This is a genomic window from Streptomyces sp. NPDC000134, assembly GCF_042899225.1.
Lineage (GTDB): Bacteria > Actinomycetota > Actinomycetes > Streptomycetales > Streptomycetaceae > Streptomyces.
Genome location: NZ_JBIAZN010000011.1, coordinates 148,371 through 173,575, shown reverse-complemented (window position 1 = coordinate 173,575; position 25,205 = coordinate 148,371). Strand labels below are relative to the sequence as shown.

At 73.3% G+C, this 25,205-nt stretch carries 24 protein-coding genes; 9 read left to right on the top strand and 15 right to left on the bottom strand.

Going from position 1 to position 25,205, the window contains the following annotated elements; all coding sequences use genetic code 11:
* Positions 1-691: 691 nt before the first annotated feature.
* Together manA and ACFY32_RS18495 are read left to right on the top strand one after the other, a co-directional pair.
* Positions 692-1,933: a mannose-6-phosphate isomerase, class I gene (gene manA, locus ACFY32_RS18500; protein WP_390674724.1), complete on the top strand. Its 1,242-nt coding sequence runs from the start codon at positions 692-694 to the stop codon at positions 1,931-1,933.
* An 89-nt stretch (positions 1,934-2,022) separates the two neighbouring features.
* Positions 2,023-2,979 carry an ROK family protein gene (locus ACFY32_RS18495; RefSeq protein ID WP_390674723.1) on the top strand — a complete coding sequence of 319 codons (957 nt, stop codon included), beginning with the start codon at positions 2,023-2,025 and terminating at the stop codon, positions 2,977-2,979.
* Positions 2,980-3,145: 166 nt separating this feature from the next.
* Here ACFY32_RS18495 and ACFY32_RS18490 read toward each other — a convergent pair whose 3' ends face one another.
* Both ACFY32_RS18490 and ACFY32_RS18485 read right to left on the bottom strand, forming a co-directional pair.
* Positions 3,146-4,174, bottom strand: coding sequence for a LacI family DNA-binding transcriptional regulator (locus ACFY32_RS18490; protein ID WP_359198609.1), 1,029 nt, complete (start codon positions 4,172-4,174; stop codon positions 3,146-3,148).
* Positions 4,171-6,615, bottom strand: coding sequence for a glycoside hydrolase family 2 protein (locus tag ACFY32_RS18485; protein ID WP_390674722.1), 2,445 nt, complete (start codon positions 6,613-6,615; stop codon positions 4,171-4,173). The genes ACFY32_RS18490 and ACFY32_RS18485 overlap by 4 nt, the downstream gene beginning before the upstream one ends.
* Positions 6,616-6,887: 272 nt before the next feature.
* On the opposite strand from ACFY32_RS18485, the gene ACFY32_RS18480 reads away from it, so the two are divergent.
* From ACFY32_RS18480 to ACFY32_RS18470, 3 genes are all read left to right on the top strand, one after another.
* Positions 6,888-8,210 carry an ABC transporter substrate-binding protein gene (locus tag ACFY32_RS18480; RefSeq protein ID WP_390674721.1) on the top strand — a complete coding sequence of 441 codons (1,323 nt, stop codon included), beginning with the start codon at positions 6,888-6,890 and terminating at the stop codon, positions 8,208-8,210.
* Between the two features lie 102 nt (positions 8,211-8,312).
* Complete coding sequence (locus ACFY32_RS18475; protein ID WP_390674720.1) at positions 8,313-9,287, top strand: carbohydrate ABC transporter permease; 975 nt, start codon at positions 8,313-8,315, stop codon at positions 9,285-9,287.
* On the top strand, positions 9,284-10,156 hold the full coding sequence (locus ACFY32_RS18470) for a carbohydrate ABC transporter permease (protein ID WP_390674719.1): 873 nt from the start codon (positions 9,284-9,286) through the stop codon (positions 10,154-10,156). Before ACFY32_RS18475 ends, ACFY32_RS18470 begins: the two co-directional genes overlap by 4 nt.
* An 18-nt stretch (positions 10,157-10,174) precedes the next feature.
* Here the strand turns inward: ACFY32_RS18470 and ACFY32_RS18465 are convergent, their stop codons facing one another.
* Entirely contained in the window at positions 10,175-10,645 is a 471-nt protein-coding gene (locus ACFY32_RS18465) for a cold shock domain-containing protein (protein ID WP_359198596.1), read from the bottom strand.
* A gap of 143 nt (positions 10,646-10,788) precedes the next feature.
* On the opposite strand from ACFY32_RS18465, the gene ACFY32_RS18460 reads away from it, so the two are divergent.
* Positions 10,789-10,956: a hypothetical protein gene (locus tag ACFY32_RS18460; RefSeq protein ID WP_390674718.1), complete on the top strand. Its 168-nt coding sequence runs from the start codon at positions 10,789-10,791 to the stop codon at positions 10,954-10,956.
* 39 nt (positions 10,957-10,995) lie between these two features.
* On the opposite strand, the gene ACFY32_RS18455 is transcribed toward ACFY32_RS18460, so the two are convergent.
* The 3 genes from ACFY32_RS18455 to ACFY32_RS18445 all read right to left on the bottom strand — a co-directional run bounded on the left by ACFY32_RS18455 (position 10,996) and on the right by ACFY32_RS18445 (position 13,830).
* Positions 10,996-11,442: a MerR family transcriptional regulator gene (locus tag ACFY32_RS18455; RefSeq protein WP_390674717.1), complete on the bottom strand. Its 447-nt coding sequence runs from the start codon at positions 11,440-11,442 to the stop codon at positions 10,996-10,998.
* Positions 11,443-11,517: 75 nt separating this feature from the next.
* The gene (locus ACFY32_RS18450; RefSeq protein ID WP_390674716.1) at positions 11,518-12,831 is read right to left on the bottom strand and encodes an MFS transporter; all 1,314 of its coding nucleotides are present in this window, start codon (positions 12,829-12,831) and stop codon (positions 11,518-11,520) included.
* 18 nt (positions 12,832-12,849) lie between these two features.
* Complete coding sequence (locus ACFY32_RS18445; RefSeq protein ID WP_359198585.1) at positions 12,850-13,830, bottom strand: ScbA/BarX family gamma-butyrolactone biosynthesis protein; 981 nt, start codon at positions 13,828-13,830, stop codon at positions 12,850-12,852.
* 172 nt (positions 13,831-14,002) lie between these two features.
* Between ACFY32_RS18445 and ACFY32_RS18440 the strand changes: the two genes are divergently transcribed.
* The 3 genes from ACFY32_RS18440 to ACFY32_RS18430 all read left to right on the top strand — a co-directional run bounded on the left by ACFY32_RS18440 (position 14,003) and on the right by ACFY32_RS18430 (position 16,551).
* The gene (locus ACFY32_RS18440; protein WP_390674715.1) at positions 14,003-14,602 is read left to right on the top strand and encodes a ScbR family autoregulator-binding transcription factor; all 600 of its coding nucleotides are present in this window, start codon (positions 14,003-14,005) and stop codon (positions 14,600-14,602) included.
* Entirely contained in the window at positions 14,599-15,558 is a 960-nt protein-coding gene (locus tag ACFY32_RS18435; RefSeq protein ID WP_390674714.1) for an NAD-dependent epimerase/dehydratase family protein, read from the top strand. Before ACFY32_RS18440 ends, ACFY32_RS18435 begins: the two co-directional genes overlap by 4 nt.
* Before the next feature lie 132 nt (positions 15,559-15,690).
* Entirely contained in the window at positions 15,691-16,551 is an 861-nt protein-coding gene (locus ACFY32_RS18430; protein ID WP_359198577.1) for a LysR family transcriptional regulator, read from the top strand.
* A gap of 155 nt (positions 16,552-16,706) precedes the next feature.
* Here ACFY32_RS18430 and ACFY32_RS18425 read toward each other — a convergent pair whose 3' ends face one another.
* From ACFY32_RS18425 to ACFY32_RS18385, 9 genes are all read right to left on the bottom strand, one after another.
* The gene (locus ACFY32_RS18425) at positions 16,707-17,546 is read right to left on the bottom strand and encodes a TIGR03619 family F420-dependent LLM class oxidoreductase (RefSeq protein ID WP_359198574.1); all 840 of its coding nucleotides are present in this window, start codon (positions 17,544-17,546) and stop codon (positions 16,707-16,709) included.
* Positions 17,547-17,734: 188 nt separating this feature from the next.
* Positions 17,735-18,979, bottom strand: coding sequence for a serine hydrolase domain-containing protein (locus tag ACFY32_RS18420; protein WP_359198571.1), 1,245 nt, complete (start codon positions 18,977-18,979; stop codon positions 17,735-17,737).
* A gap of 48 nt (positions 18,980-19,027) precedes the next feature.
* The gene (locus tag ACFY32_RS18415) at positions 19,028-19,705 is read right to left on the bottom strand and encodes an HAD-IA family hydrolase (protein ID WP_359198568.1); all 678 of its coding nucleotides are present in this window, start codon (positions 19,703-19,705) and stop codon (positions 19,028-19,030) included.
* Entirely contained in the window at positions 19,702-20,559 is an 858-nt protein-coding gene (locus ACFY32_RS18410; protein ID WP_390674713.1) for a sugar phosphate isomerase/epimerase family protein, read from the bottom strand. Before ACFY32_RS18410 ends, ACFY32_RS18415 begins: the two co-directional genes overlap by 4 nt.
* Positions 20,556-21,332, bottom strand: a complete 777-nt coding sequence (locus ACFY32_RS18405) for an SDR family NAD(P)-dependent oxidoreductase (protein ID WP_390674712.1) — start codon at positions 21,330-21,332, stop codon at positions 20,556-20,558. Before ACFY32_RS18405 ends, ACFY32_RS18410 begins: the two co-directional genes overlap by 4 nt.
* 1 nt (position 21,333) lies before the next feature.
* Positions 21,334-22,494 carry an alcohol dehydrogenase catalytic domain-containing protein gene (locus ACFY32_RS18400; RefSeq protein WP_390674711.1) on the bottom strand — a complete coding sequence of 387 codons (1,161 nt, stop codon included), beginning with the start codon at positions 22,492-22,494 and terminating at the stop codon, positions 21,334-21,336.
* Positions 22,491-22,712: a hypothetical protein gene (locus tag ACFY32_RS18395; protein ID WP_390674710.1), complete on the bottom strand. Its 222-nt coding sequence runs from the start codon at positions 22,710-22,712 to the stop codon at positions 22,491-22,493. Before ACFY32_RS18395 ends, ACFY32_RS18400 begins: the two co-directional genes overlap by 4 nt.
* Positions 22,709-23,830, bottom strand: coding sequence for an ROK family protein (locus ACFY32_RS18390; protein ID WP_390674709.1), 1,122 nt, complete (start codon positions 23,828-23,830; stop codon positions 22,709-22,711). Before ACFY32_RS18390 ends, ACFY32_RS18395 begins: the two co-directional genes overlap by 4 nt.
* 68 nt (positions 23,831-23,898) lie before the next feature.
* Positions 23,899-25,188: a sedoheptulose 7-phosphate cyclase gene (locus ACFY32_RS18385; RefSeq protein ID WP_390674708.1), complete on the bottom strand. Its 1,290-nt coding sequence runs from the start codon at positions 25,186-25,188 to the stop codon at positions 23,899-23,901.
* Between the last annotated feature and the right edge of the window lie 17 nt (positions 25,189-25,205).

Genomic DNA, 25,205 nt, shown 5'->3' with positions numbered 1-25,205 from the left:
TGCCTTGCTCGTCGTACGTGTACGCCTTGGCAGTACCGCCGTTGACGCTGACGGACGTCAGCGTGTGCGGCTGGCCGGTGCCGGCGGTGTTGACGGCGGGATAGCCGTAAGAGGTCTTGGTGTCACCAGTGGTCTTGTGTTCGGTCTGGGTGTCACGCAGGCCGCCAGGCTTGTAGGTCCAGGTGGTCCAGTAGGGGGCCGGTCCGCCCAGTGCGCCTGACGAGCGGGTGGTGGTGCAGTCGTTGGAGGAGGGTGTCCAGGCTTCGGTCAGACGGCGGTAGCCGTCGTAGGCGAAGCACTGGGTGTCCTTGCCGCCCGCGTTGTCGGTGATCGACTTGACGTTGCCGGTGGCGTCGTAGACGTAGTCGATGTCGCTGGTGTATCCGGCGTTGGTCTGGTCGACCGTGTGAGTGTTGGTCAGTCGGCGGGTGCCGTCCTCATACCGGTTGAGGATCTGGAGTTGCTTGGCGGCGTCGCCGGACCCCGAGAATCCTTGGGACCTAAACCGCTAAACCTACTGTCCAGCGCCGCGAGGCACTCACGAGAGGCGGTTGCCGACAAGGAGGCGCTCTGCGCGATTGATTGACAGTCGAACAGCCTGATCCGGAAATCGGCGATCGGTACTATACCGGTTCAATAACAGGGGTCGGGAAACCCGTGGAATCCGTTCCGCTGCGGTTAACGTACGGCCGTGGATCTACTTCAACCGATCATCAAGCCGTACGCATGGGGTTCACGTGACGCACTGGCCCGGCTGCAAGGGAGGAACACCCCATCGGCCGGGCCGGAAGCGGAGCTGTGGATGGGCGCGCACCCGTCCGGCGCCGCGGGGACGGCCCGCGGCGGACAGGCCATGACACTCCTGGACGTCGTGGCCGAAGACCCGCACAGGGAACTGGGAGCCGCGTGCGTCCGGCAGTTCGGGGGCAGGCTGCCGTTCCTGCTCAAGGTGCTGGCCGCCGAGCAGCCCCTGTCCATACAGGTCCACCCGGACCGGGAACAGGCCCGCTCCGCGTTCACCGCCCAGCAGGCCGAGGGAGGAGGCGGGCCCTACGCGGACGACTGGCCCAAGCCCGAACTGCTCTACACACTGAGCCGCTTCGAGGTTCTGGCCGGTTTCCGTGACCGCGAGGAGGCCGCGCACCTCCTGGAGAACCTGGAGGTCGACGGCCTGCGTCCGGTGATCGGACTGCTGCGTGCGGGTACCGACGGGCAGGCCCTTTCCGAGGCACTGCGCGCTGTCCTGGAAAGGACGCCGGACGAGCGCGCCCCGCTGGTGTCGGCCGTCGTGGCCGCGTGCCGGCGCCTGGCGGGGACGACGGGCTCGGGCTCCCACGCGGCCGCGTACGCGGCGGTGGAGCGCATGTCGCGACATCACCCCGAGGATCTCGGTCTCGTGGCTTCCCTGCTGCTGAACCACCGCGTTCTGGAACCCGGCACGGCCCTGTTCATGCCGGCCGGCGCACTGCACGCCTATCTGCACGGTGTCGGCCTGGAACTGCTCGCCAACTCGGACAACGTGCTGCGCGCGGGGCTGACGGCCAAGGAGGTGAACGTGGCCGAACTGCTGCGGACCACCGACCCGACGGTGCGCGTGCCCGTGGTCACACCCACAGAGGTCGCGGGGCCGGGACCCACGTGGCTGTACGACTGCCCGGCGAGGGAGTTCGCCCTCTACCGAACCGAACTCGACGGCTCCGGTGGGCCTCTCGTCCCCACGGCCGGCCCTCGCATCGCCTTCTGCGCGCAGGGATCGGCCCGGCTGTCCACGGGGGACGCCGAGCAACTGCGGCTCGGAGCCGGCGATTCCTGCTTCCTCCCCGCCTCGGACGAGGACGTCCTGGTGGAAGGCAGGGGCACCCTGTTCGTGGCCGCCGTCGGCCTGAGCCCGGACGAGCCCGCCTCGCTCGTGCGGGGCTCTCTTCCTCATTGACTGACAACGTTGTCGCCCCCTGTGGCTCCCTCGACACCGCACCACCCGGTCCGAGGGCCGTGGGGCCGACCGGAGAAAGGACCGTATCGGTGTACGCCGCCCTGGACATCGGAGGGACCAAGACCGCGGGAGCGCTGGTGGACGAAGGGGGGTCCGTCGTCCACCGCGCCGAACTGCCCACGCCCGCGAGGGAATCCGCCCGAAGCATGGCGCGAACCGTCGACGCCGTGATCGACACCCTGTCGGCCGCTCCGGCCTGGGACGCCGTGCGTGGGATGGGCATCGCCAGCGCCGGCCCCGTCGACACGGTGGCCGGCACGGTGAGCCCTGTGAACATCCCCGCCTGGCGGACCTTCCCCCTCGTCGACAGCGTGCGCGCCCATCCCATGATCTTCCCGGGCCTTGCGCCGGTCCTGCTCGGCGACGCGGTGGCGATGGCCGCCGCCGAGCACTGGCTCGGCGCCGCTCGCGGCGTGGACAACGCCCTGTGCATGGTGGTCTCCACCGGAGTCGGCGGCGGATACGTCCTGGACGGCCGGCTGCATCCCGGCCCCTCGGGAAACGCCGGGCACATCGGCCACATCTGCGTCGGCATCGACGGACCGCCCTGCTCCTGCGGTGGGCGCGGATGCGTGGAGGGATACGCCAGCGGTACCGCCATCGCCCGCTACGCGGTACAGGCCGGCTGGTCACCGCGACCGGGCTCGCAGGCTTCCGCAGCCGCGGTCGCGGCGTCGGCGCGCGAGGGTGACGAGCGCGCGCTGGCCGCCTACGACCGCTCGGCCCGAGCACTCGCCGCAGCGATCGCGGGCAGCGCGGCTCTGCTGGAGATCGAGCTCGCGGTCATCGGCGGCGGTGTCGCACAGGCGGGCGAGACACTGTTCACCCCGCTGCGCCGCCATCTGCGCGCGTTCGCGGTGCTCGACTTCGTCCGCGGCCTCGAAGTGCGCCCGGCGGAACTGGCGCGGGACGCGGGTCTGATCGGTGCGGCGGCGGCCGCCCGGCAGCAGTTCACCAGGCTGGGTGGAGCGGCACCTGCGGCTTGACCGGTTTCTGGAAGTGTTCCCGACCGGGTGCTCCCAAGAGACTGTGTTCTCGCCTCCGGCGTCCCTTGCCGCAATCCCGGCGGGCAGTTTCCGAGGCGGGGCCGGCGACGGCACGCGAAGGGGCGCGGCATGACGCCGCGCCCCTCAGCCACCCGTTTCCGCCGCCCTACGAAGGAGGCGGGGCGGTCGACGCCCGCGGTACCAGTGACGGTGTCGCGACGGGCTGGGACGTCACGTCGTGACCGGCCAGCACCTCGAACAGCACCCGGGCGACCTGTGCCCCGAAGCCGTGCACGTCGTGACTCATCGCCGACAGCGTCGGATGCGTCAGCCGGCACAACTGGGAGTCGTCCCAGGCCAGCAGCGACACGTCGTCCGGCACGGAGACACCCATCTCGGCGGCGACACCGAGCCCGGCGACCGCCATGATGTCGTTGTCGTAGAGGATGGCCGTGGGACGCCCGGCGGACAGCAGCAGGGAGCGGGTGGCGCGTGCGCCGTCGTCGCCCGAGAATCCCGTCTCGATGTGCGGCCCTCGCTCCAGACCGAGTTCGGCCATGGTCTGCTCGAACGCGGCCGTCCGGATGGCGCTGTGGCCGAGCCCCTGGGGGCCGCCCACATGGGCGATGCGCCGGTGACCCAGCACCGCCAGGTAGCGCACCGCCTCGGCGACGGCGGCGGCGTCGTCGGTCCACACGGAGGGGAACCCGCCGGTGAGGGAGGGGTGGCCGACCGCCACCGCGGGGAGGCCGATGCGCCGCAGCGGCGCGATCCGAGGGTCCTCGCGATGGAAGTCGACCAGGATCGACCCCCCGGTCTGCCGCTGACGCCACCAGCGTTCCTGGAGACCGATCTCCTCGTCGAGCGAGCCGACCAGGCGCAGCAGCAGCGAGCAGTCACGCTCGGCCAGCACGCTCTCGATGCCGGAGACGAACTCCATGTAGAAGGGCTCCAGGCCCAGCAGTCGGGCAGGCCGGCAGATCGCCAGCCCGACGGTGTCCACCGACTGGCGCGACAGGCTGCGGGCCGAGGAGTTCGGGGCCCAGCCGAGCTGCCGGGCCACCGCGAAGATCCTCTCCCGGGTGGCGTCGGAGACCCCCGGCTTGTCGTTGAAGGCCAGGGACACGGCACCCTTGGACACGCCGGCGGCAGCGGCCACGTCCTTGATGGTGACGCGTACGGACGGTCCGCTCACGCCGGTTCCACGCAGAAGAGTGCCGCTCGCACGGCGTTGGCCCCGGTGTCGGTCGCGCCCGAGACCCGCAGGCGGAGCTGTTCGCCGGGGAGCAGGGTGCGCAGCCCGGTGTCACAGACCGCGTCGGGGCCGAGCCGGTCGACCTGCAGCAGGAGGTCGCGTACGAGGGTGTGTGCGGTTACCACGACCTCGACATTACCCGTCCCGGCACCCACCGGGGACTCCACGGCCACGTCGTAGCGCGGTACCGGGTAGGCGAACTCCCGGTCCGTGACGGTGAAGTGCACGGCGCGCAGCTCCTCGCTGTCGGCGACGAGGAACTCCTTGGCCGACTGCGGCGCGGGAGCCAGGTCGCGCGGCACGGGCCGCCGGTGCACCGAGCGGGCGGGGACGGTCACGTCGAGCACGTGCTCGGCCGCCTCGGTGCCGTCCGCCCGCAGCCGGCGCAGGGTCACGCGTGTCCGCCAGGGCTCGGCCGCCTGGTTGACGACGGCGAGTACGGGGCCGCCGTCGCCGGGCTGGAGCGTGAGGAGCCGGTCCGCGTAGACCCGGCGCAGCTCGTGGTACAGCGGCTTGAGCCGGCCGTCGCCGTCGATGGCCGACCAGGAGCTGACCGGCCAGCAGTCGTTGATCTGCCAGACGACGGTACCGGCGCACACGGGCCAGTTCGCCCGCCAGTGCTCGATCCCGGTGGCGATCGCGCGGGCCTGCACGACCTGGGTGAGGTAGTGCCAGCGGTCGAAGTCGTCCTCGGGCAGCACGAAGTGGCGTTCCACGCCCCGGTTCAGCTTGCCGTTGCCGTCCTCGGCCTTCTGGTGGTGCAGCATGCCGGGCGAGTCGGGCGCCAGGCGTTCGCCGGGCAGCGCGCGCCGCAGGGTCGCCATGGCGGGCGGGGCCTGCCAGCCGAACTCCGACACGAAGCGCGGCACCGAGTCGCGGTACTCGGCGTAGTCCCGGCGGTTCCAGACCTCCCAGGAGTGGTACGTGCCGTGGGCCGGGTCGTTGGGATGCTGGTCCCAGGAGCCGGACCAGGGGCTGCCGGCGGTGTACGGGCGGGTGGGGTCGAGTTCGGCGACGATCCGCGGGAGCAGGTCGAGGTAGTAGCCGCCGCCCCAGGAGTCGCCGCGCAGCTCGGGCTCCCAGTCCCAGTCGCGGAAGCCCCAGAGGTTCTCGTTGTTGCCGTTCCACAGGACGAGTGAGGGGTGCGGCATGAGCCGGACAACGTTGTCGCGGGCCTCGGCCTCGACCTCGCCGCGCAGCGGCTGCTCCTCCGGGTAGGCGGCGCAGGCGAAGAGGAAGTCCTGCCAGACCATGAGGCCCAGTTCGTCGCAGGCGTCGTAGAAGGCGTCGTCCTCGTAGATGCCGCCGCCCCAGATGCGCACCAGGTCCACGCCCGCGTCGGCGGTCTGGCGCAGCCGGGTGCGGTAGCGCTCGGGGGTGATCCGGGACGGGAAGACGTCGTCGGGAATCCAGTTGACCCCACGCGCGAAGATCCGTTCGCCGTTGACGACGAGGGTGAAGCCGGTGCCGTGCCGGTCCGCCGAGCGGTCCAGTTCCACGGTCCGGAAGCCGATCCGCCGGTGCCAGGAGTCGAGGCGCCGCTCCGTGGCACCGTCGCCGCCGTCACTCTCCTCCACCAGCGCCACTTCCAGGTCGTACAGGGGCTGTTCGCCGTAGCCGCGCGGCCACCACAGAGAGGCGTCGGGCACCTCCAGCGTCAGCACGGCGCGTGTCCCCTGCACCACGCCGCGCGCCTCGGCGAGACCGTTCCCGACGGTGGCGCGCACGGCGAGCGGGCGGGCCGTCCCCCGCGCGGTCCGCTCGACCTCGACGCGCACCTCGACGCGGCCCGTGCCGCCGTGGACCGTCACCAGGGGGCGGACGTCGGCCAGTCGGGCCGTCGACCACCGCTCCAGCCGGACCGGGCGCCATATCCCGGCCGTCACCAGGGTCGGACCCCAGTCCCAGCCGAAACTGCAGGCCATCTTGCGGATGTACTGGAACGGCTCCGGGTAGACGTTGGGGCGCTCCCCCGTCACCGCCCGCACCGAGGCCGCCTCGTCGTAGGCCGAGGCGAACTCCACCGCCAGGAGCCCATGGCGGCCGGTGACGTCGAAGCGGTGGCGCCGGTGCATGTTCCGGGTGCGGCCCACCTCCCGCCCGTCCAGGGTGATGCTCGCGGCGGTGTCCAGACCGTCGAAGACCAGGTCGGTCCGCTCGTACTCCTCACCCGCGGTGCCGGCGGCCGGCAGGTCGCGGACGTAGGTCCAGGCCCGCCGGCCGACCCAGGCCACCTCGGACTCGTTGACGCCGAGGAAGGGGTCCGGGATCAGGCCGGCCGCGAGCAGATCGGTGTGGACGCAGCCGGGGACCTGAGCGGGCAGCAGGTCACCGCTGTGGCGCAGACTCCAGCCCTCGGCGAGCGGGACGACTTCCTTCATGTACGGCTCCTTCGGCGGGACGGGCCCGGTGTCGTAGGCAACGCGGCTCAACCTAACCCCACAGAAGTGAACCGGTCTAGCCCTCTTTGCACGACAGAAGCCCTCTCACGGAAACACGAATTACCTGAACAACCCACCTACGTCTCTCATCTGAGGTAACGATTGAGTATCGCGAGGGATTGGGAAGCTTTACCGGTTCACGAGCGGCTGACATAGTCGCCGTCAACCACCACCGGAGCCCGAGCCGTAATCCTTGGAAAGGAGCTGGGCACATGGGGAAGAGGACGCTGAGCGTCGCACTGCTCGCCACCGCGGTGCTGACCGTCGCGGGGTGCAGCGGAGGGGGAAGCGCGGACGCCGGCGAGACCGCCGCCGCGCCGGTGAACCCGGACGGTGTCTCGGGAGACATCACCGTGCTCACCAATCGCACCGACCTGGTCGAGGACGGGACGATGAAGAAGTACGCCGCCGAGTTCAACAAGACCTACCCCGATGTGAAGGTGGAGTTCGAGGGCCTCACCGACTACGAGGGGGAGGTGAAGATCCGCATGAACACGGAGGACTACGGCGACGTCCTGCTGATCCCGTCGGCGGTGGCCAAGGGCGACTACCCGAAGTTCTTCGCGCCGCTCGGCGAGACCTCGTCGATGAAGCCCACCTACCGCTTCACCGACAAGACCGACGTCGGCGGCAAGACCTACGGCATCGCCACCTTCGGAACGGCCAACGGCGTGGTCTACAACAAGGCGCTGTGGAAGCGGGCCGGGATCACCGACTGGCCGGCGACGACCGAGCAGTTCCTCGACGACCTCCAGGCGGTCAAGGACAAGACCGAGGCGGTTCCGTACTACACGAACTTCAAGGACGGCTGGCCGCTGGAGAGCCCCTGGACCAACAGCGTCGGTTCCGTGAGCTGCGACACCCAGGGCCACGACAAACTCGCCGACATGGACAAGCCCTGGGCCCCGGGCAACGACCTCAACGCCCTCGACACCCTGCTCTACGACATCGTCCACGAGGGGCTGTCGGAGAAGGACCCGGCCACCACCAACTGGGAGAGCTCCAAGACCCTCCTGGCCAAGGGCAAGGTGGGCAGCATGGTGCTCGGCTCCTGGGCCGTCAACCAGATGCGGGGCGCGGCCGAGAAGGACGGCGAGAACCCCGACGACATCGGCTTCATGCCTCTCCCGTCCCAGCGGGCCGGCAGGTTCTGCTCCACCCTGGTCTCCGACTACCAGCAGGCCGTCAACATCCACTCCGACCACAAGGAAGCCGCCCGAGCGTGGATCGACTGGTTCACCGAGAAGTCCGGGTACGCGGCCAAGGAGGGCGCCGTCTCCGCCCTGAAGTCCGAGGGGATGCCGGAAACTCTCCAGGACTATGTTGACAACGATGTCAAGATGATTGAGCGCTCCGCGGAGCGGACGGCCGAGGTCGACGCCATCGACAACGCCTCCGAGATCGGACTCAACAAGCCGGACTACCGCAAGAAGCTGATCGACATCGCTCGCGGCGCCACCGACGGATCGCTCGAGGAGTATTTCGACGAGTTGAGCGAGCGCTGGTCCGAGGCGAGGCAGACCGTCGGCTCCTGACCCGGCACCCGCCTGTACCCAGCACCCGCCGGGTCCCCTCCCCGGTGAGCGGGACCCGGCACCCAGTGCCCTCAGCGGACGACGAAAGGCCCTGGCTCCGCAATGACCCGAACCGCTTCCACCGCTTCACCGCCCGCCCCGGCCGCCGCGCCGGGCCGGACCGGAGAACGCCCCTCCCGGCACCGCTCGCGGGCCGGCGCCTCGTGGTACGACCGGCCCATGCGCAAGCTCACCCCGTGGCTGTTCCTGCTGGCGCCCCTGGCCCTGCTGATCACGTTCACGTACGTGCCGGTGGGCAACATGATCTACTACAGCTTCACCGACTGGGACGGTGTCAGCCCCGACCGCGACTATGTCGGGACCGAGAACTACACCGAGATCCTCACCCGGCCCGAGCTGCTGCGGGTGTTCGCGGTGAGCTTCTACTACCTGGCGGCATCCGCCGTACAGATCGTCATCGCCCTGTACTTCGCCGCCGTCCTCAGCTTCGACCTGCGCTTCAGGAACCTGTTCAAGGGCATCCTGTTCTTCCCGTACCTGATCAACGGCGTCGCGATCGGCTTCGTCTTCCTGTACTTCTTCCAGGACGGCGGCACCCTCGACTCCGTCCTGTCCTGGTTCGGCGTCGGCACCGACCATGCCTGGCTGGGCAGTCCCGAGTCGGCCAACACCTCCATGGCCGGGGTGTCCGTGTGGCGGTTCACCGGCCTGAACTTCGTGCTGTTCCTCGGCGCGATCCAGTCCATCCCGGGCGAGCTGTACGAGGCCGCCCAACTGGACGGCGCCGGCCGGTGGAAGCAGTTCCGGCACATCATCGCGCCGAGCATCCGGCCGGTGCTGAGCCTGAGCGTCATCCTGGCGATCTCCGGCTCCCTCAGCGTGTTCGAGATCCCGTACATCATGACCGGCGGTGCGACGGAGACCTCGACGTTCGTCATCCAGACGGTGAAGTTCGCCTTCCAGTTCAACAAGACCGGCCTGGCCTCGGCCTGCGCGGTGGTGCTGCTGGCGATCATCCTGGTGATCACCTGGCTCCAGCGCCGCCTCGTACCCGACGAGAAGGTGGACCTCGTATGACCCTCACCGCCCCCACCCGCCGCGCGCTGGAGCCGGCCCGCCGCCGCCCGCGTGTCAGCACCGCCCTGACGTACCTGTCGCTGGTGGTCGCCTCCCTGGTGGTGCTGCTGCCGCTCGCCGTGGTCTTCCTGACCTCGCTGAAGTCCTACGCGGAGATTTCCGACGGCCAGGGCGCCCTCGCCCTGCCGGACGACTGGCTCAACTTCTCCAACTACGCCACGGCCTTCACCGACGGCCACATGCTGACGGCCTTCGGCAACACCGCCTTCATCCTGCTGTTCTCCATCACCGGCACCGTGATCATCGGTTCGATGACCGCGTACGCCATCGACCGCTTCGACTTCCGCTTCAAGAAGCTCGTCATGGCCCTCTTCCTGATCGCCACGCTGGTGCCGGCCGTGACGACCCAGGTCGCCACCTTCCAGGTCGTCAACAGCTTCGGGTTGTTCAACACCCGGTGGGCCCCGATCCTGCTGTACATGGGCACCGACATCGTGGCCATCTACATCTTCCTGCAGTTCATCCGCGGCATCCCCCGGTCGCTCGACGAGGCCGCGCGGCTCGACGGCGCCAACTCCTTCACCATCTACCGCAAGATCATCTTCCCGCTGCTGAAGCCGGCCATCGCCACCGTGGTCATCATCAAGGGCATCACCACGTACAACGACTTCTACATCCCCTTCCTCTACATGCCCTCCGAGGAACTCGGGACCATTTCGACGGCTCTGTTCCGGTTCAAGGGCCCCTTCGGAGCGCACTGGGAGAACATCTCCGCCGGAGCCGTCCTCGTCATCGTGCCGACACTCGTGGTCTTCCTGTTCCTCCAGCGCTACATCTACAACGGCTTCGCTCAAGGAGCCACGAAGTAGCGGTTCCCCCGCGATGCGTCAGTCCTCGACCCACCCGTGGCTCTCGCTGAACTTCATGAGTTCATGGCGCAGTTGCAGGATCTGCTCCCCGGTCAGGCCCGGTCCCGCCTTCAGCAGCAGCTCGGTGACGTCCCGGGTGAACTCCTCGCCCGTGAGCACGTCGCACACGGGATAGTCACCGTCCGACGCGGCGCCCTGTGCCGCCTGGGCCGCCCCGGCCGACGCCGACCGGGCGGGCGAGGGCGCCGCGGACCTGCCCGCAGCGGGGACGACGGGCGCCTCGGCCCCCTCGGGGAGCCTGATGCGGGACGCCCGCTGCCCGCGGTCACCGTCCGCGATCTCGAAGGCGACCGTCAGTCCCGGGCGCAGACAGTCCTCGGGAATCAGCAGGTCGTTCACATGGAGGAAGATGTCCTCGCCACCGCTCTCCGGAGCGATGAACCCGTACCCCCGCGTGCTGTCGAACCGCACCACACGCCCCGTCGCCATGAGACACACCCCCAGCCAGCCGCCCCGGGCCCCTTGCCCGCCGCGCTCCGATCGTAGTTTCCCCGGCGCGGCGGTGAAGCGGCACCGGCAGTCTCGCCGAGGAGCCGAGCCTGCCGCCCGACGCGACCGGCCCCGAACAGCCCATGGCCGTCCACGGCCCGGACCCGGTCCGGGCCATCACCCGGATCACGGAGGCCGAGGACCGCGGGGGCCGCGAACCCGACCCCGACTGCCTGCGGGAGGCCCCCGCCGTGGTCCCGTTCGCCCGTCTGCTCGCCGAGCACGTCACCCGGCACCGTACGGCGTCGTGACCCGCGGGGCGGCCGGGGTGCCCGGACGGGGCGGGCGGTTCACGCCGCTCCGCTGAGCAGTTCCCGGGGCCGCCCGGCGGTCGCGTCCCGCAGCTTCGCGCACTTCCCGCGGCGGGCGAGGGCCGCCGGGGCGCGCAGGTCCTCCAGTTGGGCGAGGAGCTGCTCGCGTACAGCCGTCAGATCGTCGATGCGGCGCTGGATCACGGCCAGGCGCTGCTCGAAGACCTCGACCTTGGCGGCCGGGTCGGCGCAGTGGTGGCCGCCGATCACCTCGTCGCGCAGGCAACCGCCCAGCAGCAGCAGGTCCTCGGTGGTCAGACCGGCGGCGAGCAGGAGGCGGATGTTCTCCACCAGCTTCACGGCATCGGGCGGATAGCTCCGGTACCCGTTGGCCGAGCGTTCGGGGTGGAGCAGGCCGTGCTCCTCGTAGTACCGCAGCGCCCGGGTGGTGGTGCCGGTGGCTCGGGCGAGTTCTCCGATGCGCATGGGGCGACTCCTGTCGGGAACGGGTCGTCGGCACGGCGTCCGCCGGCCCGGGGGCCGGGCCGGCGGACGCCGCCGTCACTGGCCGACCGTCTCGGCGGCCGGGTGGGCGCCGCCCCCCTCCTTGCGGGCGGGCGCCGAGGACTTCGCGGCGGACACCGGCCGCGAGGGCTGGGGGGCGGGCTTCGTGCCGCGGCGGCGTTCGCCGGCCTGCTCGCCGAGGGCGAGGACCAGGGCGACCGCCGCGACGATCGCGCCCGCCACCGGCAGCCAGCGCAGCCCGGCTCCGGCGGCGATGACCCGCCCGCCGAGCCAGCCGCCGAGCGCGGTGCCCAGGTTGAACGCCGAGCTCTGCACGGTCAGCGCCAGGGTGCGGGCCTGCTGCGAGGCGACGTTGAGCAGCCGGGTGTTCACCGCCGGGATGACCGCGTAGTACGCGGCGCCGAACAGGAAGAGGAACACCACGGCCGGCACCTTCAGGGACGCCGTGACGCCGAGCAGCAGCAGGGAGGCGCCCAGGGCCGCCACCGACACGGAGACCGCGCCGAGCACCGAGCGGTCGGTGAGCCGGCCGCCGACGAGGTTGCCGACGGTGCCGCCGATGCCGAACAGCAGCAGGAGCACGGTCACCGTCGACTCGTCGAAGCCGACGCTGTCGGTGAGCAGCGGGGTGACGTAGGTGTACGCGGTGAAGGAGGCGGCCGCGGCGAGCGCGGTGACGCCGGTGACGATCTGCACCCGGCGGTCGCCCAGGACGCGGAGTTCACCGAGGCGTCCCCGGTCGTCCTCCTCGGAGATGCCGGGGGTGTCGGGCGCGAGGGCGGCCACCGGGACCGTGACCGCGAGGGTCAGCAGGGCGACGGCCCAGAAGGTGGCACGCCAACTGAGCCACTGGCCCAGGGCGGCGCCGATCGGCAGGCCCGCGATCATGGCCAGGCTGAAACCCAGGGAGACCCGGGCGACCGCGGAGCCGCGCCGCTCGGGCGGGACGATGTCCGCGGCGATGCCGAAGAAGAGCGGCATCAGGGCCGAGTGGGCGAGGGCCGCGACGATCCGGCCCGCGGCCAGCGGCAGGAACGACGGGGCGAGGGCGGACAGCACGTTGCCCACGGCGTAGCAGGCCATGAGCGCGATGAGCAGCCGCCTGCGCCGGGCGCGCCCGGTGGTCAGCGCGAGGACCGGGCCGCCGAGGACGACGGTCATCGCGAAAGAGCTGACCAGCAGGCCGGCGGTGGACAGGGACACATCGGCGTCCGAGGCGATGTCGGGCAGCAGACCGGCGATCATGATCTCGCCCGTGCCGAGGGTGAAGGAGCACAGGGTCAGTACGGCCAGTGCCCAGTTGGTGCCGCGCTCGGAACGCGTGGGAGTGGGGTTGTGGGAAGTCTGCATGTCTTCGAGGGTCAACCTTCACGCCGGGGTCAAGGTCAAGTCGGCGGCGGGGCGGGACGGCCGTCCGGCGGTGTCCCGCGCCGGCCCGGACGCCAGAGTGATCTCGGCGTCGAAGCAGGTGCGTTCGTGCTGGCGGATCACCACGCACACCCGGTCGGGGCCCAGCTTCTCGGCGTGCACCCAGCACGGCGCGTCGAGTTCGACGTACCGCGTGAAGCGGGTGCGCATCCCGGCGGTGCGCACCGGGCGCGGGTGGCGCAGGGCGCGGGCGGCCTGCCGCGCGGCGTCCAGCAGCAGGATGCCGGGGACGTGGTCCACCGGGTGGTCGAAGAGGACGGGGTGGTCGAGGTCCACCCGCAGCCGCCAGCGGTCCGTGGCGCCGCCGGCCGGGGCGAGCACGACGTCCTCGGGGCGAGTCCGGCCGGTGAGCCGGTGCGGCAGCGGTTCCGGTACCGGCAGGGCGCGGGCCCGCGCCCGCTCCAGGTCGGCGTACTCGCCGCGCAGCCTGCGGTAGACGGCCGGGGGCTGGATGTGGAAGCGGGTGACCGCGGTGCCCAGCGGTGTCCCGCCGTGGCCGACCCGGGTGCGCAGGGTCATCGCGGTGGTGCGGGTGCCGCGGCGGCGGATGTCGGCGCAGGTGATGTCCAGCGTGACGTCCCGGTCCGGGGCGGCCGGGAGCACCGCGCCGGGCACCAGGTCGAAGTCGTAGCTCTCCCAGAGCAGATGGTGGCCGAGGGGCACGTCGTGCAGGGCGTGCGAGACGAGCGGCAGGGCCTGCCGGACGGTCTCGGAGAAGAGCAGCGGGTCGATCTGCCCGGCGTCGCCCCCGCCCGGGTAGAAGGCGTGGCCGCGGGGCCAGCGAGCGCGGACGGCGAGGGTCTGCTCGCCGGTCTCCCGCCAGGCGGTCAGCAGGACCTCGGCGGGGTTGAGCTTGTGGACGTACTGTTGCGGCACGGATGCCCACTGCGGCATCGCGTGGTCCCGGGCGTTCCGGGTCACGATCCCTCCCTGTGGTGACTTCCGGCGCGGCCTTCGGGGTACGTCACCGCACACGGGCGCCCCCCGAACGGCCCGCCGACCGACATCCGGGATATTATAAAGGGCGATTGTTTTGTTTCTGTGAACTGGCAAGGGAGCTGGTGCGGTGGGACGGCCCAAACAGGCGCGGGCGGTGCGAACGCGTGAGGCGCTGCTGCTGGCCGCGGCCGAGGTCTTCGACGAGTTCGGGTATCCGGCGGCCAGCGTCAGCAAGATCCTCGCCCGAGCCGGCATAACCCAGGGGGCCATGTACTTCCACTTCAAGTCCAAGGAGGACCTGGGCCGGGCCGTCCTGCTGGAGCAGGCGTCCATGCTGGAGCTGCCGGCCACGCCGGCGGGCCTGCAGCAGCTCATCGACATGACGCTGTACCTGGCCCATGAACTCCAGCACAACGTGCTGTTCAGCGCCGGGGTGAAGCTGGCGGTCGAGCAGAGCGAGGCGGGCCTGGGCGACTTCTCCGTCTACCAGGACTGGATGGACCGCTTCCGCGCGGAGCTGGACCACGGGGACACCCGGGGCGAGCTGCTGCCGCAGGTGGACACCGCCGAGTTCGCCCGGGTCCTGGTGGCCTCCTACACCGGCACCCAGCTCATGTCCCGGCTGGAGTCCCGCCACCGCGACCTGCCCCGGCACATCGCCGTGCTCTGGTCCTACCTGCTGCCCGGCATCGCCACCCCCGCGACCCTGGCGCGGCTGGTCGTCGACCCCAAGCGCGGGGAGGTCCCGGCGTGAGCGGCGGGGCGGTCCTGGTGACCGGCGCCACCGGCTTCGTCGGGTCCGCGGTGGTCCGGGCGCTGGCACGACGGGCCGCGGCCGGGGGCCCGCGGGTGCGCGCCGCGGTCCGGTCGGTGCCCGGGGACGGGCCGCCGGGGGTGGAGTGGGTGCGCGCGGACCTGACGGAGCCGCGTTCGCTGCGCGGGATCGCCGAAGGCTGCTCGGTGCTGCTGCACCTGGCGGCGCGGGTCGCCGGCCCCGAGGAGGCGTGCGCGGCGGTCAACGTGGACGGCACGTCCGCGCTGGTGGCGCAGGCCCGCGCGGCCGGTGTGCGGCGCGTGGTGCAGCTCTCCACGGCGGCGGTGTACGGCGCCGGCCCGCACCACGGCATCGCCGTCGGCGGGGAGCCGGCGGTGCCGGTCTCGGCGGCCAGCCGGACCCGGCTCGCGGGTGAGCGGTTCGTGCTCGACGCGGGCGGGACCGTCCTGCGCCCCGGCCTGGTCCTGGGCGCAGGCGACCGCTGGGTGGTGCCGGCGCTGGCGGAGGCGCTGGCCCGGGTGCCCGGCCGCTGGGGCGGCGGGCGGGCGCTGCTGTCCGTCGTCGACGTGACGGACCTGGCCCGGCTGATCGTCGCCGCCGGCCTCTCCCCCCGGCCGCTGCCCGGGGTGCGGCACGCCAGCCATCCGGTGCCGGTGCGCGTCGGCGACCTGCTGGACCGGCTCGCGGAGCTGGAGATCCTGCGGGCGGGCGGCCGGGAGCGGCGCCGACTGCCCCTGGAGCGCTGCCTGGAGCTGCTGCGGAGCACGCCCGGCAGGGTGTCGGAGCGCCAGTTCCGGCTGCTCGCCGAGGACCACTGGTACGACAGCCGGGAGGTGTGGGACGCGGCCGGGTGCCCCCCGGGGCCGGGCCCGCTGGAACGGCTCGCCGAGGCCGCCGACTGGTACCGGGGCCACCTGGGGGCGGCCCGACTGTGACACGGGCCTCACCAGCTTTACAAAACAATCGATCGGTTTTATTTTCGGAGAGTGATCAGTGACTCTCCCGCAGTGAGTGAAACCCGCGGCGGACCGTGGCCGGTGCCCGGCACGGCGGCTGACACAGCGGCCGTGGCCGACATAGGAATACGCCACCTGCGTTCCTTCCTGGCCCTCGCCGAGCACCTGAGCTTCACCCGGGCCGCGGCGTCCCTGAGGACCAGCCAGCCGTCCCTGACGCGCTGCATCCACCGTCTGGAGGAGTCCCTCGGTGTGCGTCTGTTCCACCGCACCACGCGCAGCGTCCGGCTCAGCGAGGCCGGGCTGAGGCTGCGCGAGGAACTGAGGGTCCTGGTGCCCCGGCTGGAGTCGGCCCTGTCCTTGCCGGCCGACATCAGCACCCTGCGCATGGGCTTCGCCTGGCTGTTCCCCGACCAACTGCTGGACGGCGCCGTCGTCCGCTTCGAGAAGACCTTCGGCGTCACGGTGGAACTCGCCCGGCGCGATGTGCGCAACGCCGGCCTGGACGACGGGGACGTCCAGGTCGCCGTCCTGCGGGGGCGCCGGCCCGCCCGGGGGCTGCGCTCCGTGCTGCTCGCCGAGGAACGGCAGGTGGCGGCCGTGGCCCGGACCTCACCGCTGGCCCGCAGACGCGCGATCGCCTGGACCGAGCTGGGCAGTCACCCGGTGGTGCTCAACACCGTCAGCGGGGCCACGCAGCCCGGGGACTGGCCCCCGGACGCCCGGCCCGCCCGGATCAGGCCGTGCGGCAGCTTCACCGAGTGGCTGGAGCTGATCGCCGCCGGGCACGGCGTCGGTGTCGCGCCGGAGCTGGCCCTGCACCGGCGCCCGCACCCCGGCGTGCAGTTCGTGCCCCTCACCGGGGCGCCGGCGCTGCCGCTCTGGCTGGCCTGCCCGTCGGCGGGGGCGCATCCGCTGGCCACCCGGTTCCTGGACCGGATGAGCCGCTCGGCGACGCGGTCGGCGGCATGACGGGCGCCTGACGGGCGGATCGGCGGCATGACGGGCGCCTGACGGGCGGGGGGGGCGGCGCCGCGCGCCGGTCCGGGGCGCGGGGTGCCGGGTGCCGGGTGCCGGGTGCCGCCGGGACACCGACCCCGTCGACCGCGCTCACGGCATACGAGGGGTCACTCGCCGCGCCACTGCGCGATGGCCAGCTCGTAACTGTCCAGGGCGCGTTCGACCAGGCCGCGCCCGGCGGCCGGCAGCATCGTCAGGACCCGGGTGATCCCGGCCCGTTCGCAGCGCTCCAGCACCCGCGGGTCGTGCGGCACACCGGCGAGGACCACCGGGATCTGCCCGCGGCCCGCGTCCCGGGCCCGCGCCCGCAGCTCGCCGACGCGGTCCAGGGTGGCGCGCAGGGTGTCCTCGTTGCCGTAGTCGGGCAGCCAGACGTCACCGTACGCGAGCACCCGGTCGAGCACCTTCGGGCCCATGCCGCCGACCATGACCGGCGGGTGCGGCCACTGGCGGGGCCTGGGCAGGGAGAGCACCCCGGTGAACGCGACGGACCGGCCGGCGTAGGACGCCTCCGGCTCGGTCCAGATGGCCTTCATCGCCTCCACGTGCTCGCGCATCCGGGCGAACCTGCGGTCCGGGTCCACGCCGTGGTGCCGCATCTCCTCTCGCGCCCAGCCGCCGCCGACGCCGAAGTCGACCCGGCCGCCGGAGAGCTGGTCGACGCTGGCCACGGTCTTCGCCAGGACGATCGGGTCGTGCTGCGCCACCAGGCAGATCGCGCTGCCCACCCGCAGCGAGCGGGTGGCGCAGGCGGCGGCCGTGGACGCCACGAACGGGTCGAGCGTCTCGCGGAACCGGTGCGGCGCCGCCGCGGCCCCCGGGCCCGCCACGGCGTGCGTGTGCTCCGCGAAGTACAGCGCCGTATGGCCGCGTTCCTCCAGCAGTCGGGCCAGCGGCCCGGGGGGCATGGTGGCCGTGGTGGCGAACACCGAAGCGCCGGTCTCCATCGGGAAGTACTCCGAATCTCCGCCCCGGCGGGGGCGGTTGCGGTGGTGCGGGTACGCGACGTGCCGGGAGCCGGCGCGCCGGGACGCCGTGTGCGGGAGGGACGGGCAGGGCGGGTGCCGGGGCTTGTGGCCGTGACACCCGCCGCTGCGGTGGTGCCGCGGGCGGTTCCCGTCGGCGGCACCGTGGTTCAGGCGCTCAGTCGGGTGATCGACCGGGCGAGCGCCTTCAGCATCGAGGAGGCCCGCTTGTCGTCGGGACCGACCGCGATGAGCCTGTTGGTGATGTACGAGACGCCGACCCCCGCGCCGGGCCAGGCCAGGTGGGCGGAGCCGCCGCCGCCGTCGTGGCCGAAGGAGTCGCCGTCCGCCCCCTCGCGCGGCGTGGCCCGCAGCCGGAAGCCGGCGCCGCCGTAGACCATCCGGATGTCGATCAGCGGGTCGGTCATCCGGACGTACTCGCGGCGCGCGTCGTCGAGGACCGCGCGGGAGGCGAGGGCGTACTCCTCGCCGGGCTCGCGGGTGGCGTCCGCGGCGAGCAGGGAGTAGAGGCGGGAGATGGCACGGGCGGTGCCGATGACGTTCGCCGCCGGGATCAGCGAGGTGCGCCGCTCCGGGCGGTTCCAGACCATCTCCTCGTGCGGGAACGGGATCGGGTTCTGCCAGATCCGCTGGGTCATCGGGTCGTCGCTGGTGAAGAACCCGGTGTACTGCTCCAGGAAGTGCGTGCCGTACTGGAGCTGCGCGACCTCCTCCGCCCGGTCGGCGGGGATGCCGTAGGACATGTCGAGCCCGTGCGGGCCGGCGATCTCCTCGGCGAAGTAGCGGTCGATGGTGCGGCCGTCGACGCGGCGGACCACCTCGCCCGCGATCCAGCCCGCGGTGTACGGCCCGTAGAGGATGCCCCCGGCGCGCTCGTCCTCCTCGGGGGCCTGGCCGGCGATGAGGCGGGCCATGGCCTCGGGGTCGGTGATGTCCTCCTGGCTCAGCCGGGCGCGTACGCCGGGCAGTCCGGCGGTGTACGTCATGACCTGGCGCAGGGTGATCCGGTCCTTGCCGTGGGCGCCGAACTCGGGCCAGTAGTGCGCCACCGGGGTGTCGAGGTCGATGACGCCCCGGTCGACGAGGACCAGCAGGGTGATCGCCACGATGCCCTTGCTGCCGGAGAAGATCAGGGACTTGGTGCCGGCCTCCCAGGGGCGGCCGGTGCCGGCGTCGGCGGTACCGCCCCAGATGTCGATCACCTTGGTACCGCGCCACCAGGCGCAGAAGGCGCCGCCGAGTTCGTCGCGCTCGCGCAGGTTGCGTTCGAACTCCTCGCGCACCGACTCGAATCCCTCGGCGACGAAGCCGTGCACGGCGGTCGATCCGGTGCCGGTGCCGGTGTGGAGACCGGCGGTCAGGGTCTCGGGGCTGGTGTCGGACAGGGTGGTCATCGCTGTGCTCTCTCTCCTACGGGTGGTCGGTAAGCGGGGCGGGCCGGGTCAGGCGGCGGGGGCGGGGGCGCGGCCCAGGGTGACGTCCAGGGCCCCGGTGGCGGTGCGGCGGACGGTGACCTCGCGCAGGTCGCGGACCCGGGGCAGGCCCCGGGCGGCGGGGCCGCCGTGGCCGCCGACGACCACGGGCGTGGCGCCCGAGGCGCGGGCGGCGCGCAGGCCGGCCTCGGCGTCCTCGAAGACGACCGTGCGGGCCGGGTCGACGCCGAGGGCGGCGGCGGCCGCGAGATAGCCCTCGGGGCTGGGCTTGCCCTCGGTGACGTCGTCGGCGCTCACCAGGACCTCGGGCACGGGCAGGCCGGCCGCGGCCATCCGGCGGTGCGTCAGTTCCCGGCCGGCGGAGGTCACCACGGCCCAGGTGCCCGCGGGCAGGGCGGCCAGCAGGCCGGCCGCGCCGGGCACCGGCACGATGCCGTCCACGTCCGCCACCTCCTCGGCGACGAGCCGGGCGGTCTCGGCCGCCGCGTCGGTGCCGGGGGGCGCGTAACGGGCCACGGTCTCGCCGGTGCGCCGGCCGTGCGCGGTGGCGAGGATCTCCTCGGCGTCGAGGCCGTGCCGGCGGGCGAAGCGGCGCCAGGTGCGTTCGACGACGACGGTGGAGTCGACGAGGGTGCCGTCCATGTCGAACAGCAGTGCCACGGGGGTCAGGGTCGTGCTGGGGGTCATCGGTGCACCTTCACGGGTCGGGTGGGGCGGGCGGCGAGGCGGGCGGCGGCGCGCCTCGCCCAGGCCAGGTCGGTGTCGAGGCGGCCGGGGCCGCCGTCCCGGTAGTCGTTCTCCAGGACCAGCGCCCGCGGGCGCGGCCCGGTGCGCGCGTAGGCCGCCAGTACGTCCTCCAGTCGTCCGTCGCCGGCGCCCAGCGGCGGGCCCGGCAGGCCGTCGCGGCCGTCCTTGAGGTGGACCTGGTCGGCGAGGTACGGGCCGGTGGCCTCGGTCCACCGGGCCGCGTCGAGGCCGGCCGCGCGCAGGTTGTAGGTGTCCAGCAGCAGCCGGAACGCCGGGGAGCCCACCCGGTCCACCAGCTCCAGCGCCCGGTCGGCGGGCAGGGCGTTCTCCGAGGCCAGCAGCAGCCCCCGGGCCTCGGCCTCCCGCGCCGCCCGGCCGAGGACGGCCGCGGTGCGCGCGAGGTCGGCGGGGGTGCCGATGGCGCTGCGCCGGAAGCTGGGCACGAACACCTGCCCCACGCCGAGCAGTTCGGCGGTGTCCAGCAGCCGGACCAGTACGGCGCGGGCGCGGGCGGCGGCGGCCGAGCCGGGCGCCGCCGTGAGCCCGATGTCGTTGAGCGTGTTGGCGGTCAGGGCCAGCAGTTCCACGCCGGTCGCGGCGACGGCCTCGCGCACCGCCCCGGTCGCCGCGGGGCCGTCGAGGGGCTCCCCGCGCCCGGGGCCGCCGAGGTCGAGCTGGACGCCGTCGGCACCGGCCCGCGCGGCGAGCCGTACCGCCTCGGCGCCGCCCGCGGGCAACCGCCACCCGGTGACACCGACGCACGGCCGGCCGGGGTCGGTGACCTGGCCGCTCATGCCGTGAGCACCCGGCTCTGCGAGACGGGACGGGCCTCCCGTACGGAGTGCCACCGGCCGCCGCGCTCGACGACCAGGCTGTCGCCGTGGTGGACGGACGGGTCGGCGGTGACCAGTTCCCGGGCGAGCGGGGCGAAGTCGGCGGGCACCATGTAGTCGCCGTAGTCGAAGTCCGCCGGGCGGCGCCTGCGGATGCCCGGGGTGTCGACCATGCCGGCCGGCAGCGCCTGGACCACGCGGATGCCGTCGCCGGCCCGGTCGTTCTCCTCCTGGGCGACGGAGTCCAGCAGGGCGGCGGCGGCGGCCTTGGTGGCGGCGTAACCGGCGCGGCCGGGACCGGCGTTGTAGACGACCTCGGAGGAGATGCCGAGGAAGACCCCGGTGCCGGCCCGGCGCAGCGGGCCGAGGGTGGCGGAGAGGGTCAGCCACAGGCCGTTGAGGTTGACCTCCACCTGGTGGCGCCACTCGTGTTCCCCGGTCTCGTCGAAGAGGGCGCGGCGGGTGCCGTAGGAGACCGCGGCGTAGCAGACCGCGTGCAGCGGGCCGGCGGCGGCGCGGGCCAGGGCGGCGTGGGCCGCCGCACTGTCACCGAGGTCGACGGCGGACCAGCGCAGCGCGTCTGCGCCGGGTCCGGTGGGCCGGCTGCGGCTGAGGACCGTGACGTCCAGGCCGGCCGCGGCCCAGGCGTCGGCGACGCCGCGGCCGATGCCCGTGGACCCGCCCACCACGAGGGCGCGGCGGCCGGCCGGGGAGTGCTGGGGGTTGGCGGACATGTCAGTTCTCCAGGTCGGGGGCGGTCGGCGGGGCGAGGCGTACGGCGAGCTTGACCAGACGGCGGCCCTCCCAGGTCCGGTCGCGTCCGGCCGCCAGGTGGCGCATGATGCGGGCCGCCTGGTCGATGCCGGTGACGTGGGTGACGAGGTCCCGGTAGCGGTCGGGGGCGGCGCCGAGTTCGGCGGCGGCGGTCCGCAGGTGCCGGTCCGCGACACCCCGGTGGCCGAACAGGCGGACCCGGGCGCCGGTGGTCGCGGTGAGCGCGACGCTGTGCGGCGGGTCGGGCCGGCCGCCGCAGTTCGCGGCGCGTACGGCGGCGAGGGCGACGCCGGGCAGGAGGGGGGTGGTGGCGTCGGCGGGCAGTCCGCCGAGCAGGTCGACGGCGAGGTCGCGGGGGGCGGCCCGCAGCACCTGTTCGAGACAGGTGGGGGTGGCGTCCCGGGGGGTCGCCAGGACGACCCCGAGCGGGCCTTCGCCGAGGGCCTCGCGCAGCGGTTCGCGGCCGTTCCGTCCCGCCGCCAGGTCCTCGGCCGTGAGCAGCGTGTCGGCCCGGTGGGACCGGTCCCGGCTCCAGCGGAGGCCGGCCTCGGTGTGGTGGACGTGCACGGTGCGCACGGCCGGTCCGAGGCGGCGGGTGGCGGCCCGGACGGCGAGGTGGCCGACCGTGCCGTCACCGACGACCAGCAGCGTGCGCGGCCGCTCGGCGGCCAGCACCGACAGCGCGTAGCAGACCGTGGCGAGCGGTTCGAGCAGGGCGGCCAGGTCACCGGCGGCGAGGTGCTCGGGCAGCGGTGTCACCAGTCCCCCGTCGACCGCGGTCGCGGGGATGAGGGCGCGTTCCTGGAGCAGGCCGTCCACGTGGTGGCCGAGCAGGAAGGACGGGTCGGACGGATGGGTGGGGTTGATCACCACGCGGGTGCCCGGGGCGAGGCCGGGGTCGACTCCGGGGCCGGCCGCCAGGACCACGGCCGAGCCCTCGTGGCCGATGACGGGGGCCGGGTCGTCGCGCAGGCCGCGCAGCATCTGCAGGTCGGTGCCGCACAGCCCCGCGGTCTGCGGCGCCACGAGGAGTTCGCCGGCGACGGGGCGCGGGGTCGGCCGGTACTCGACCCGGACCCGGCCGCCGGAACGGACGATGGCACGGTGTGCGGCCCGGGTCATGGGGTCACCTCCGGGGAGTGCGGGGCGGTCGTGGTCGCGGCGCGGGTCCGTCCGCCGGCGCGGGCCGGGACGCCTTGAGCGGTCCGGTCCGCACGGCCGCCTCCGCCGGTGCGTGCCCGTTCGCCGTGGGTGCGGTGGGTGCCGTGGTTGCCGCGGGTGCCGTGGGTGCGGTGAGTGCCGCGGGTGCCGTGGGTGCGGTGGCGGGCCGGCCGGTTCATGCCGCCACCTCCGCCGGGGCGTCCAGCGCCGCCCTCGACGCGGCGATCCCGGCGCCCGCCAGGGGGTCGGCCTCGCCGGGGCCGGCCAGGGTGATCCGGCGTTCGATCCAGTCCGGGGCGCGGTCGCTGGTCAGGTAGAGGCCGGTCCGGTCCAGGTGTCCCAGCAGTGCCTCGCGGTAGTGGCGGCCGAGGCCGTGCACCACTCCGCCGGTCAGCACGGCCTCGTCGATCTCCGGGTCGAGGCAGAGCGCGGTGCGCAGGACGTCGGCCATGGGCGCGGTCGCCGTGGCGAGCAGGTCGCGGGCGAGGGCGTCACCGGCGTCCAGGGCGGCGCGCAGGGCGGCCTCGAACTCCTGTCCTTCGCCGGTACGTCGGCCGAGTTCCGACCCCGCCCAGCGCCCCGGGTCCCGTTCCCGGGCCAGCGCGGCGAGCCTGTTGATGCCGGGGCCGGAGGCGTAGGCGGCCACGTGTCCGGGGCGGCCGCAGTCGCACACCGGTACGGTGCCGGGGGCGCCCGGCGTCGGGACTTCGGAGTCCGCCGGGACCGTGGCGGCCCCGGTGGCACCCGGGATCGCCGGGGCCGCCGCGGTCGCCGGGTTCGCCGGCAGGTGGCCGATCTCGCCCTGGAGGCCGGCGCCGTCGACGGGGACGGTGCCGGTGCGCAGGTCCAGGGTGCGGCAGGCGACCCCCGTGCTGACGGTCGCGAGCAGCAGCTTGCGGTGTTCGCGGCGGTGCGGCGCGGACGCGGCGTGCAGCAGTGCCGCCGTCACGTCGTTGACGATGTGCCAGCGCACCTCCGGACGGCGTTCGCGCACCGCGCCGAGCAGGTCGAAGGAGCCGCTGTGGCCGCCCCACAGCGGCGCCGAGGCGTACACGGTGCCGCCGCGGTGGTCGAGGGCGGCGCCGAACGACACCCCGGCCACCGTCTCCCGGGGCCCCACCGCCTCGCACAGCGCGTCGGCCATCCGCCGCTGGAGCGCGGGGACCGGCTCGCCCGGGTGGGTGCGCATGCCGGGCGAGGGGCGGCGGGTCACCTCGCGTACGCCCCGGCCGGGCGACCAGGTGGCCCGGCGCAGATGGGTGCCGCCCACGTCGATGACGGTGATGTCGTCGGCCACGTCTCCTCCGTTCCTCGTCTCTCGGGTCCGGCGCCGGGCCGGCCACGGCCGGCCCGGTCCGGGCGGCGTCAGGACGCCACGGCCACCAGGTCGTCGTCGGCGGCCGGGTCCCGCAGCGCGGCGGCGCGGCGGTGCACGAACTCCAGGGCCCGTTCCAGTTCGCCGCGGGTGAGGTCGTTGACGAACCGGACCCGTCCGATGCCGTCGGTGAGGGGCACCCGCTGGAGGCCGTCGCGGTGCTTGACGGCGTCCCGCAGCGCCTCCTCCAGCAGGTCGGGGGTGAACACCGGGTGGGTCAGGGGCAGTCCGGTGGTGTGCATCAGGCGCAGCGCCCGGTCGGTGTCCTCGGCGCCGAGCAGGCCGCGCAGGTGGGCGAGGGCGACGCAGATGGCCATGTCGACGGCGACGGCCTCGCCGTGCAGCAGCGGCGGGTCGGCCCGCAGTTCCAGCGAGGGGCTGAAGGTGTGGCCGTAGTCGACCGACCGCTCCAGGACCCGCTCCCACAGGTTGGGTTCGAGTTCGTCGAGCATGCCGGCGATGGCCCGGGAGATGATCTCCGTGGCGGCCGGGCCCGACGCGGCCAGCGACCGGGGGGTGCTGTGCGCGGCGTGGGACTCCAGGAGCCGGAACAGGGCCGCGTCCTTGACCAGCGCCATCTTGATGATCTCGGCCATGCCGTTGGTGATGTGCCGGGGCTCGACCGTGCCGAGGAACTCGGGGTCGATCAGCGCGGTCTCGGGGGCGTAGTAGGTGCCGAGCCGGTTCTTGTGGTGGCCGTGGTTGACGCCCGTCTTCACGCCGACGCCGGCGTCGACCTGGCCGAGCAGGGTGGTGGGGACCCGGATGTAGGGCACGCCCCGGCGGTAGAGGCTGGCCGCGAAGCCGGCGATGTCCAGGACGACTCCGCCGCCGACGGCGAGGATCTTCTCGGTGCGGCGCAGCAGCCCCATGGCCGTCATCGCCTCGGTCACCTCGACGGCGCTGGCGAGTTCCTTGGCGGACTCGTCGCCGGGCAGGACCTTCCAGGAGGCGTCGATCCGCCAGGTCTCCAGGTAGCCGCGCAGACGGTCGCCGTAGAGGGCGTCCACCTTGTCGTCGATCACCACCAGGCAGCGGGCCGGGGTGCGGCCGTCGGCTCCGCAGGCGCGGGCGAGGACGGGGTTCACCGGGTTGAGCAGCCCGCGCACGATGCTGACGTCGTAGCCGACGGGTTCGCGGGACTCCACCCGCCAGGTGAGTCCGGGCGGCTTGGGCAGGTCGGCGGGGAGCGGCGTGCCGACCGGTGCCGGGGAGACGGCGGGGGCCGGCGCGGGGGCGGCGGGGGCCGGCGCGGGGGCGGTGGGGGCGGAGACGGACATGTCACAACCTCTTTCCT

Coding starts and splice junctions, on each gene's coding strand:
- ACFY32_RS18450 (WP_390674716.1), bottom strand. CDS start 12,831: ATGCAGACTTCCCACAACCCCACTCCCACGCGTTCCGAGCGCGGCACC.
- ACFY32_RS18425 (WP_359198574.1), bottom strand. CDS start 17,546: ATGGAGACCGGCGCTTCGGTGTTCGCCACCACGGCCACCATGCCCCCC.
- ACFY32_RS18480 (WP_390674721.1), top strand. CDS start 6,888: ATGGGGAAGAGGACGCTGAGCGTCGCACTGCTCGCCACCGCGGTGCTG.
- ACFY32_RS18415 (WP_359198568.1), bottom strand. CDS start 19,705: ATGACCCCCAGCACGACCCTGACCCCCGTGGCACTGCTGTTCGACATG.
- ACFY32_RS18485 (WP_390674722.1), bottom strand. CDS start 6,615: ATGAAGGAAGTCGTCCCGCTCGCCGAGGGCTGGAGTCTGCGCCACAGC.
- ACFY32_RS18460 (WP_390674718.1), top strand. CDS start 10,789: ATGGCCGTCCACGGCCCGGACCCGGTCCGGGCCATCACCCGGATCACG.
- ACFY32_RS18470 (WP_390674719.1), top strand. CDS start 9,284: ATGACCCTCACCGCCCCCACCCGCCGCGCGCTGGAGCCGGCCCGCCGC.
- ACFY32_RS18400 (WP_390674711.1), bottom strand. CDS start 22,494: ATGACCCGGGCCGCACACCGTGCCATCGTCCGTTCCGGCGGCCGGGTC.
- ACFY32_RS18465 (WP_359198596.1), bottom strand. CDS start 10,645: ATGGCGACGGGGCGTGTGGTGCGGTTCGACAGCACGCGGGGGTACGGG.
- ACFY32_RS18385 (WP_390674708.1), bottom strand. CDS start 25,188: ATGTCCGTCTCCGCCCCCACCGCCCCCGCGCCGGCCCCCGCCGCCCCC.
- ACFY32_RS18475 (WP_390674720.1), top strand. CDS start 8,313: ATGACCCGAACCGCTTCCACCGCTTCACCGCCCGCCCCGGCCGCCGCG.
- ACFY32_RS18410 (WP_390674713.1), bottom strand. CDS start 20,559: ATGAGCGGCCAGGTCACCGACCCCGGCCGGCCGTGCGTCGGTGTCACC.
- ACFY32_RS18420 (WP_359198571.1), bottom strand. CDS start 18,979: ATGACCACCCTGTCCGACACCAGCCCCGAGACCCTGACCGCCGGTCTC.
- ACFY32_RS18395 (WP_390674710.1), bottom strand. CDS start 22,712: ATGAACCGGCCGGCCCGCCACCGCACCCACGGCACCCGCGGCACTCAC.
- ACFY32_RS18405 (WP_390674712.1), bottom strand. CDS start 21,332: ATGTCCGCCAACCCCCAGCACTCCCCGGCCGGCCGCCGCGCCCTCGTG.
- ACFY32_RS18455 (WP_390674717.1), bottom strand. CDS start 11,442: ATGCGCATCGGAGAACTCGCCCGAGCCACCGGCACCACCACCCGGGCG.